Annotated in this window: 9 protein-coding genes and 1 tRNA gene; 1 reads left to right on the top strand and 9 read right to left on the bottom strand. The window is 71.0% G+C overall.

The window, feature by feature from the left end; all coding sequences use genetic code 11:
* Positions 1–126: 126 nt before the first annotated feature.
* Positions 127–2,568 (bottom strand): MFS transporter, encoded by a 2,442-nt coding sequence (locus tag AC069T_RS33080; RefSeq protein WP_478786259.1) that lies wholly within the window; start codon positions 2,566–2,568, stop codon positions 127–129.
* Between the two features lie 93 nt (positions 2,569–2,661).
* Positions 2,662–3,162, bottom strand: coding sequence for a MarR family winged helix-turn-helix transcriptional regulator (locus tag AC069T_RS33075; RefSeq protein ID WP_476752918.1), 501 nt, complete (start codon positions 3,160–3,162; stop codon positions 2,662–2,664).
* A 311-nt stretch (positions 3,163–3,473) separates the two neighbouring features.
* On the opposite strand from AC069T_RS33075, the gene AC069T_RS33070 reads away from it, so the two are divergent.
* Entirely contained in the window at positions 3,474–3,668 is a 195-nt protein-coding gene (locus AC069T_RS33070) for a hypothetical protein (protein ID WP_358852582.1), read from the top strand.
* A gap of 574 nt (positions 3,669–4,242) precedes the next feature.
* Here AC069T_RS33070 and AC069T_RS33065 read toward each other — a convergent pair.
* The 7 genes from AC069T_RS33065 to AC069T_RS33035 all read right to left on the bottom strand — a co-directional run bounded on the left by AC069T_RS33065 (position 4,243) and on the right by AC069T_RS33035 (position 8,588).
* Entirely contained in the window at positions 4,243–5,160 is a 918-nt protein-coding gene (locus AC069T_RS33065) for an RNA polymerase sigma factor SigF (RefSeq protein WP_478786242.1), read from the bottom strand.
* A 244-nt stretch (positions 5,161–5,404) separates the two neighbouring features.
* Positions 5,405–6,319, bottom strand: coding sequence for an RNA polymerase sigma factor SigF (locus AC069T_RS33060; RefSeq protein ID WP_478786258.1), 915 nt, complete (start codon positions 6,317–6,319; stop codon positions 5,405–5,407).
* 363 nt (positions 6,320–6,682) lie between these two features.
* Complete coding sequence (locus AC069T_RS33055; RefSeq protein WP_476752917.1) at positions 6,683–6,976, bottom strand: Dabb family protein; 294 nt, start codon at positions 6,974–6,976, stop codon at positions 6,683–6,685.
* Positions 6,977–7,041: 65 nt separating this feature from the next.
* The gene (locus tag AC069T_RS33050) at positions 7,042–7,221 is read right to left on the bottom strand and encodes a hypothetical protein (RefSeq protein WP_358852586.1); all 180 of its coding nucleotides are present in this window, start codon (positions 7,219–7,221) and stop codon (positions 7,042–7,044) included.
* Positions 7,222–7,399: 178 nt separating this feature from the next.
* Positions 7,400–7,484: transfer RNA gene (locus AC069T_RS33045), tRNA-Ser, on the bottom strand.
* A gap of 60 nt (positions 7,485–7,544) precedes the next feature.
* A complete protein-coding gene (gene tadA, locus AC069T_RS33040; RefSeq protein WP_476753131.1) occupies positions 7,545–7,976 on the bottom strand; it encodes a tRNA adenosine(34) deaminase TadA in 432 nt (143 codons plus the stop codon).
* 69 nt (positions 7,977–8,045) lie between these two features.
* Positions 8,046–8,588, bottom strand: coding sequence for a tRNA adenosine deaminase-associated protein (locus AC069T_RS33035; protein ID WP_478786241.1), 543 nt, complete (start codon positions 8,586–8,588; stop codon positions 8,046–8,048).
* Positions 8,589–9,210 lie beyond the last annotated feature (622 nt).

Raw genomic sequence — 9,210 nt, 5'->3', positions numbered from 1 at the left:
TCGACATGCAGCCCTGGGGGGAAAGGGAGACCGGAGAGTATCACCCCCCCCACCCCCTCCCCCACCCCCCCCCCCCCCCCGCCCCCCCCCCCCCCCCCCCCCCCCCCCCCCCCCCCCGGAGCCGAACTACTCGCCCGGGTGGGAGAGTTCGATGTCGTGGCGGTCGGCGCCGTGGCCGTTCACGGTCAGCGAGGTGGCCACCGGTGGGTAGCCCGTCGCGATGACGGTGTACTCGCCGCTGTCCAGGTCGGTGAAGGCGTACGCCCCGTCGGCGCCGGTCCTGGCCGTGCCGATCACGTTGCCGGCCGCGTCGACCAGGGTGACCCGGGCGTCGCCGAGCGGGCCGCCCGGTGCCCGGACGACACCCTGGACCTGGGCGCCGGGGCTGAGTTCGACCTCGACGCGGGTGACGCCGGTGCCGCCGACCTCGACGGGCAGGGCCGTCGGCCGGTGTCCGGCCGCGTTCACCGCGACGGTCACGGCGCCCGGGACCAGTTCGGCGAAGGTGAACTCGCCCTGCTCGCCGGTGGTTCCGGTGGCCAGCACGTCACCGCGCACGTCGGTCACGATGACCATGGCGTCCTTGACCGCGGTTCCGGACCCGGCGCCTCGCACCACACCGCTCAGCCCGCTGGTACCGCTCAGCAGGATGTCGTACGCGACCGGTTCGTCGTTGACGACGATCGTCGAGGCCTGCGGCTGGAAGCCGTCGGCGGAGGCGATCAGGACGTACGAGCCGGTGCCGGGAGCGTCCAGCGCGTAGGCGCCGTCGGCCTGCGCGACGGAGCGGCCGAGCTGCCGTCCCGCGAGCGAGATCAGCGTGACCGCGGCCCGCGGCACGGGCGCGCTCTCGGCACCGCGGATGTGTCCGCGTACCGGGATCCCGCCGGACCCTGCGGTGGTTCCGGCCGCCGCGGTGGCGACGGCGCCGAGCTGCTGCGTGCCCTCGGGGCCCGCCTCGGCGGGGCCGGTCTCCTGGAGCGCCCAGCTCGGGGTCTGGTCCTGGACGGCGGCGGGAGCCGCGGGGGCCGTCGCCGCGTTGTTCGCCTCGGCGGCCTGTGCCAGACCGCCCGAAGTGCGCAGCGGGACCTCCTTGATGAAGAGGGTCACGAAGAAGGCGGCCAGCGCCGTCGCGGAGGCGATCAGGAAGACGTCCGCGATGCCGTGGCCGTACGCGCTCTCCATCACGGTGCGCAGCGGTGCGGGCAGCGCGTCCATGTCCGGGATGCTGCTGCCGGAGCTGGCACCGGCGGCGGCGGAGGCGTACTTGGGGCCGAGGTCGGTCAGGCCGTCCTTGGCGTAGTCGGTGATCCGGTGGGCCATCACGGCGCCCAGCGCGGAGACGCCGATCGCGCCGCCGAGGGACCGGAAGAACGTCACCGTGGAGCTGGCCGCGCCGAGGTCGGCGGGGGCCACCTGGTTCTGCGTGCACAGCACCAGGTTCTGCATCATCATGCCGATGCCGAGACCCATCAGCGCCATGTAGATCGCGATGTGCCAGTACTCCGTGTCGTACCGGATGGTGCCGAGCAGACCGAGTCCCGCGGTCACCAGGACGCCACCGCTGACCAGCCACGCCTTCCACTTGCCGGTCTTGGTGATGACCTGGCCGGAGACCGTGGAGGAGACGAACAGGCCGGCGATCATCGGGATGGTCATCACGCCGGACATCGTCGGCGACTTGTCGCGGGCCAGCTGGAAGTACTGGCTGAAGAAGACCGTGCCGGTGAACATGGCGACGCCGACGAACAGCGAGGCGATCGACGACAGCGTGATGGTGCGGTTGCGGAACAGCCGCAGCGGGATGATCGGCTCGCTCGCCCGGGACTCGACGAGCACGAAGAGCAGGCCGAGCACGACCGCGCCGGCGAGCATGGTGTAGGTCTGCCACGAGATCCAGTCGTACTTGTCACCGGCGAAGGTGACCCACAGCAGCAGCAGGGAGACCGCGGCCGAGATGAAGAAGGCGCCGGCCCAGTCGACCTTCACCTCGCGCTTCACGACGGGCAGGTGCAGGGTCTTCTGCAGGACGATCAGCGCGATGACCGCGAAGGGCACACCGACGTAGAAGCACCAGCGCCAGCCGAGCCACGACGTGTCGGTGATGACACCGCCGAGCAGCGGACCGCCGACGGTCGCGACGGCGAAGGTCGCACCGAGGTAGCCGGAGTAGCGGCCCCGCTCGCGCGGGGAGATCATCGCGGCCATCACGATCTGCGCCAGTGCGGACAGACCGCCGACGCCGACGCCCTGGACGACCCGGACGGTGATCAGCATGCCCGCGTTCTGCGAGAGGCCGGCCACCACGGAGCCCAGCACGTAGATGATCAGCGCTATCTGGACGAGCGCCTTCTTGCTGTAGAGGTCGGCGAGCTTGCCCCACAGGGGCGTGGTCGCCGTCATGGCCAGCAGCGAGGCCGTGACGACCCAGGTGTAGGCGGACTGGCCGCCGCCCAGGTCCCCGATGATCTCGGGGAGTGCGTTGGAGACGATCGTCGACGAAAGGATCGCGACGAACATGCCGAGCAGCAGCCCGGAGAGCGCCTCCATGATCTGCCGGTGCGTCATCGGAGCGCCGTCGGAGGACCCACCTCCGTGCTTGGCGTGAGCCCGCACACCGGCTGGTGTGGTCGTTGCCATGGGCTTCCTTTTCTTACGTTCTTATGCGGGTGTACGGGTGGTCGGTTCCGTCGCGTACGAGTGCGGGGGCGCCGGCCGGTGCGGTGCGGCGGCACGGCAGTCGCCGAAGCTCTCCCGCAGCCGGGCCATGAGCGCGATGAGCAGGCCGACCTCGTCGTCGGACCAGTGGCTCAGCCGGTCGGCGAGCAGCTGCGACGAGCGCTGGGAGAGTTCGTCGAGCTGCCGTTGTCCCGCGGCGGTGAGGTGCAGGATGCGTGAACGCTTGTCGGCCGGGTCGGGGGACCTCTCGATCCAGCCCCGGTCCGCGACATGGGCAACGTGACGGCTGGTCACCGACATGTCCACGGAGAGCAGCTCGGCGAGCCTGCTCATCCGCATGTCGCCGTGCCGGCCGAGCAGCGTCAGCACGGCGGCGGAACCCGCCGGGCAGTCGTGCGGCAGGATCCGCCCCATGTCCCTCTTCACGGCACCGATGGCGCTGAGCTGACGAGCCAGTTCCTCGTACTGCGCCCGCTCGGCCATCGCACCTCCCGTGTTCGTTGCTTAGGGCAACCATAGAGACAGTTGGTTGCCGCAGGCAAACTAAATGCGGACCAGTGGCCCTAAAAAGTTGGCAAAGGCAAGTATTGGCGAATGTAAACCGCCAGGTCAGGGGTTTGGCGGAAGCGGACAGGTGATCTCTCGGCCCCGCTGGGCAGCCAAGGGCGGGCTCTCCGGCCGGTCGCCTGGAAGCCCGCGAGCAGGGGTGAACCGGCGCACCCGGGCCGCCCGGCAGGCCTCAAGGCGGAACCCGCACTTGGGCAGCCCCGGCGCATTCGCTAGGGTCCAGGGCCATGGCACACACCCAGGGCCCCGAGGGCAACTACGACCCCGCGGGTAGCACCCAGATGTTCCGCGCTTTCGTCGACGAGGCCCCCCAGGCCGCCCCCCGGCAGGCGGCCAGGTCCGGCCCCCGTATCGGCCTGATCCTCGGCGTCGTGGCCGCCGTGGTGATCGTCGCCGCCGTGGCCTGGCTGGCACTCGCGTAACCAGTGGCCCGCCTCCAGGGGCGGGCCACCTCCATCGGACCCCCGGCTCCGCTCGATCGGGCGGCTCGCCGTGCGTGCGGCGGCTCCGGCGCGGGGGACTCGCCGGTGCCCCGGCCGCCGTCCCTCGCCCCGGAACCGCCGTGCGCGGAAACGGAGTTGTCACCCCCATCCGGGGGAACTCGGTATCTGTGCACCACCGTTCCCGTCCGGACGAGGCGACCGGGCCGGCCCCGAGTCGGCCGCGGCTGAGCCCGCCGAGCCCGAACTCCCGGACAGCGCAACCCGCTTGGAGCCCGCGCCTCCACCGGATCCGGACGCACTGTTCTCCTCGTCCAGCGGCGTCGGTCTCAACTCCCGCTGGTCCCACCGCGGTCCCGGACGCGCGGGGGTGTCCCGTCGGCGGGACCGTCGGCCACGACGAACCCCTCGCCGCGCGGTACGCGGACCGACGACGACCGCCGCGTTGCCCGGACGGACGACGGCCGCCGCGGCGCCCGTCCGGGCACTTCGGCGGCCGCGTGTCGACCTCGACGCATCGCGTCAGCGCGGCTGACCGACCGCCACTGCGTGGACATCAGTCGGAGATGAGGCCCTCGCGCAGCTGGGCGAGCGTCCGGGTGAGCAGCCGGGAGACGTGCATCTGCGAGATGCCGACCTCCTCGCCGATCTGCGACTGGGTCATGTTCGCGAAGAAGCGCAGCATGATGATGCGGCGCTCGCGGGGCGGCAGCTTGGCGAGCAGCGGCTTGAGGGACTCGCGGTACTCGACGCCCTCCAGGGACGGGTCCTCGTAGCCGAGGCGGTCGGCGAGGGAGCCCTCGCCTCCGTCGTCCTCGGGGGCCGGGGAGTCCAGCGAGGAGGCGGTGTACGCGTTGCCCACGGCGAGGCCGTCGACCACGTCCTCCTCGGACACGCCCAGCACCACGGCGAGTTCGGCGACGGTCGGCGAGCGGTCCAGCTTCTGCGAGAGCTCGTCGCTGGCCTTGGTGAGCGCGAGGCGCAGCTCCTGGAGGCGGCGCGGGACTCTCACCGACCAGGAGGTGTCACGGAAGAACCGTTTGATCTCGCCGACGACCGTCGGCATCGCGAACGTCGGGAACTCGACGCCGCGTTCGCAGTCGAAGCGGTCGATCGCCTTGATCAGGCCGATGGTGCCGACCTGGACGATGTCCTCCATCGGCTCGTTGCGCGAGCGGAAGCGTGCTGCCGCGTACCGGACGAGCGGGAGGTTCAGCTCGATGAGGGTGTCGCGTACGTAGGCGCGCTCGGGGCTGTTCTCGTCGAGTGCGGCCAGCCGCAGGAACAGGGAGCGGGACAGGGTGCGGGTGTCGATGGCTCCCGGGGCGGGAAGCGCCGGGACGGCGGCTTCCTGGTCCGGGAGGGCCGGGACGGCTTCCTGGTCCGGAAGGGCCGGGACGTCGTGAAGCACGTCGGGCGCGGAGTCGCTCTTCGTGAGCGTGAGCACCTTCGAGCTGCCCTGGACTGCGGACATGCCACCCCCTTTGGGTCGCGGACGGTCGCGGCGGACGCTCCCGTCGGAGGAACGCAGCCTCCACCTGAATACCGGCGGCGAGGCCGCGGCAAACACGCTTCCCGCAGAATGTCACATGTCGGCAACACGCTGTAGTGACATGTCGACATGGGAGGGGTGAATCGGCCCTGGAAAGAAGGGGTCTGACGGTTTATCAGTGGGAAACCGACGGAAAAAGTCGCGCCGGGTGATTCGCTCCTGACGGTTACGCCTCGATCCTGTTTGCGGATCGAAGACGCGCGAAACTGCGCGCGAGAAGCCTTGACACATGCATCTGGGAGACACCAAGTTCGGCGCTGATCTGTGACTGCGTCAGATTGCTGTAATAGCGCAGCAGCAGGATCCGCTGTTCCCGTTCGGGCAACTGCACGAGAAGGTGGCGCACGAGATCGCGGTGTTCGACCCCGTCGAGCGCCGGGTCCTCGTAGCCGAGCCGGTCGAGCAGCCCGGGGAGTCCGTCGCCCTCCTGGGCGGCCTCGAGCGACGTCGCGTGGTACGAGCGTCCGGCCTCGATGCAGGACAGGACCTCCTCCTCGGAGATCCGCAGCCGCTCGGCGATCTCGGCGGTCGTCGGGGAGCGGCCGAAGGCGGTGGTCAGGTCCTCGGTGGCGCTGTTCACCTGCACCCACAGCTCGTGCAGCCGGCGCGGGACGTGGACCGTGCGCACGTTGTCCCGGAAGTACCGCTTGATCTCCCCGACGACGGTCGGCATGGCGAAGGTCGGGAACTGCACGCCGCGGTCGGGGTCGAAGCGGTCGATGGCGTTGATCAGGCCGATGGTGCCGACCTGGACGACGTCCTCCATCGGCTCGTTGCGCGAGCGGAAGCGTGCTGCCGCGTACCGGACGAGCGGCAGGTTGGCCTCGATGAGCGCGCCGCGCACCCGCCCGTGCTCGGGGCTGCCCGGCTCCAGGTTCTTGAGCTGCCCGAAGAGCACCTGCGTGAGGGCCCGGGTGTCGGCGCCGCGGCGCTTCTCCGGAGCGGGCGCGGGCTGCTCCTCCGCCGTGACCGGCTGGGCCGGGGCGGGCGGCTGGGCGGGGGCGGACTGTCCGGGGGTGGAGGGCTGCGCGGGAGAGGGGGACTGTCCGGGGGCCGGGGGCTGCGCGGGAGTGGTCGGCAGGGTGGGTGCGGTCGGCAAGGTGGGTGCGGTCGGCAGGGTGGGTGCGGTCGGCCGGACGGGGGCGGAGGGCAGGGCCGGGGCGGAGGCCGGGGCCTGGCGGGGGCGCTCCTGGCCCTGGGCCTGGTCGGGGACGTCCTCCTGGGGTGGCGCAGTACTGGCCGACACGGTCAACGCCACCTCTTCGTTCGTCAACGATCCGTCGACGTCTCCGTCAACTCATCCGTCAAAAGCGGTCATAGCATCACAAGACATGTGCACTGTGTGCAAGCACCGCATAACGCCGTGTTGATGGTCGGATGAGCCATACGACGCACAGGGCCCCTCGCCGGTCGCGGCGAGGGGCCCTGGAGGAGTGAGGCGCGCTCAGAACGGATAGTCGGCGATCACCCAGGTGGCGAACTCGCGCCACAGCGCGACGCCCGCCTGGTGCGCGGGGTGCTCCAGGTAGCGCTTCAGCGCGTCCGTGTCCTCCACCGCCGAGTTGATCGCGAAGTCGTACGCGATGGGCCGGTCGGTGATGTTCCAGTCGCACTCCCAGAACGCGAGTTCGGGGATCTGCCCGCCGAGCGCCCGGAAGGCGGCGACGCCCTCGACGACACGGGGGTCGTCGCGCTGGACGCCCTCGTTGAGCTTGAAGAGGACCAGATGGCGGATCACGGGCGCTCCCAGGGATACGGCGGGGGGCCGCCCGGCTCCGGCGCCGGGACCCGGCCCGTCGGGACCTAGTCCTTGGCCCCGTTGGCGACCCACGTCATGAAGTCGCCGACGGCCTGGGCGGCATTCGAGATGCCCTCGAACCCTATCTGGACGTAGTCGGCGGCCTTCTCCGGGTCGGTGATGATCACGTAGAGCGCGAAGACCACGAGTACGTAGACGGCGATCTTCTTCGAATGCACCGCCACCGCGGCCTCCCCTGTGCCTGCTGTGCCCCGGTGGGCCCCCTGTTGCCGGCGGTGAGTGTATCCCGGCCAGGTGCTCGGGGAGGCGCCGAAGATCACGTATCCGCCGGCTCCTCACCGCACCTCCGGGAAGCCGGGGAAAGCAGGAAGGGCCCCGTCTTTCGACGGGGCCCTTCTCCAGCGGTAGCGGAGGGATTTGAACCCTCGGTGACTTGCGCCACACTCGCTTTCGAGGCGAGCTCCTTCGGCCGCTCGGACACGCTACCGAGGGAGACCCTACCCCAAGGTGGGGCGTGGTCAGAAATCCGTTTCGGAGGTCCCCGCGGTCAGCGATCCCGGAAGAACTCGGTGAGCAGACGCGCGCTCTCATCGGCCAGGACGCCCTCGACGACCTCGGGGCGGTGGTTCAGCCGCCGGTCGCGTACGACGTCCCACACGGAACCCGCCGCACCCGCTTTCTCGTCGCGCGCGCCGTAGACGACCCGGTCCACCCGGGACTGGACCAGCGCGCCCGCGCACATCGTGCAGGGCTCCAGGGTGACGACGAGCGTGCAGCCGGACAGCCGCCACTCACCGGCCCGCGCCGCGGCCCTGCGAAGCGCGAGGACCTCGGCGTGCGCCGTCGGATCGCCGGTGGCCTCACGCTCGTTGTGCCCGGTCGCGAGCACCGTCGTGCCGTCCGCGGACAGCACGACGGCGCCGACGGGGACGTCCCCGCCCCCGGCGGCCCGCCGCGCCTCGTCCAGGGCGAGCCGCATCGCGGCCCGCCAGGGGTCGCGTACGGGATCGGGCGGTGACGTCTCCTCTGTGCTGCTCACCGGGGGAACCTAACGGACGGTCTCCAGGACCTCCGCGGCACCCAGCGCATCGGCGATGGTGTTGAGCGCGTCGCCCGCGTGGAGGGCGAGCAGCTCCTTCTCGCCCACACCCAGGTCGGAGAGGACCTCGCGGTCCCCCACCGGACCGTGCGGCACGGCCTCGCCGGGCGTACCGGGCACTTCGTCGTCGTTGTCGGAGTCCTCTCCCTCACCGTCCTCCGTGCCGTCGAGGTCGAGGGAGTCCAGGTCGGGGACGTCGGGGTCCCCGGGCTCCCTTCCGAGAAGTTCGTCCGTGAGCAGGATCTCGCCGTACGAACTGCGGGATGCTGCGGCGGCGTCCGAGACGTAGATACGAGGGTCCTCCTCGCCGTCCACGCGAACGACCCCGAACCATCCGTCCTCCTGCTCGATGAGGAGGAGGACCGTGTCGTCGTCGACCGTGGCCTCGCGGGCCAGGTCGGTGAAATCCGACAGGGTCTCCACATCGTCGAGCTCTGTGTCGCTCGCTTCCCACCCGTCTTCGGTGCGCGCGAGCAGTGCGGCGAAGTACACCGTGACTCTCCCACTGGTCCTAGGCGTGCCGGTTGGGGGTCCCCCCGGCGGAGGCTGTGGGCGGAAGCGCTGCTTTGAGCCCCACCCACTCGGAATCGTGGCAGAAAGAGAGCGTTCAGGGGACGTCTTCGCCCTGCTGTGTCTGCCTCTTTTGATCGCTGCCAGCGGGATCGTACGCGGCCGAAGGCCCCGGGACGCGCGCGCCACCGCCCGTGGCGGCGGGCGGACCGCCGTCGGCAGGGGGCGCGGCCCGTCCGGGACGGGCGCGGCTACCAGCGGAACGTGCGCATGCGCATGGCGTGGCGCAGCCGGGCCGCCTTGGCGCGGCGCGGCTGGACCCGCTCACGCAGCTCGCGCGCCTCGGTCAGTTCCCGCAGGAACTGGGGCGTGTCCCGTCATCTGCGCCGTACCGTGGATGACACCGCAGCCTTACGGCTTGCGGAACGCCGCACCCGGCTCGTTCCGCGTCGGGCTAGCGCCCGACGCGGAACATCGCCGCCCTGCCCACGCCCGGCTCGTCTCGGGGGGGGGTGGGGGGCGAAAAAGGGAAGCGGCCCCCCCCCCGAGGGGGTTTTCTGGGGAAGCGGCGGGGTGCTCTAGTGACCCAAACCTCTCCTTCTCC

This window comes from Streptomyces sp. NPDC043867 (assembly GCF_056435845.1).
This window is presented reverse-complemented; position numbering and strand designations above follow the sequence as displayed.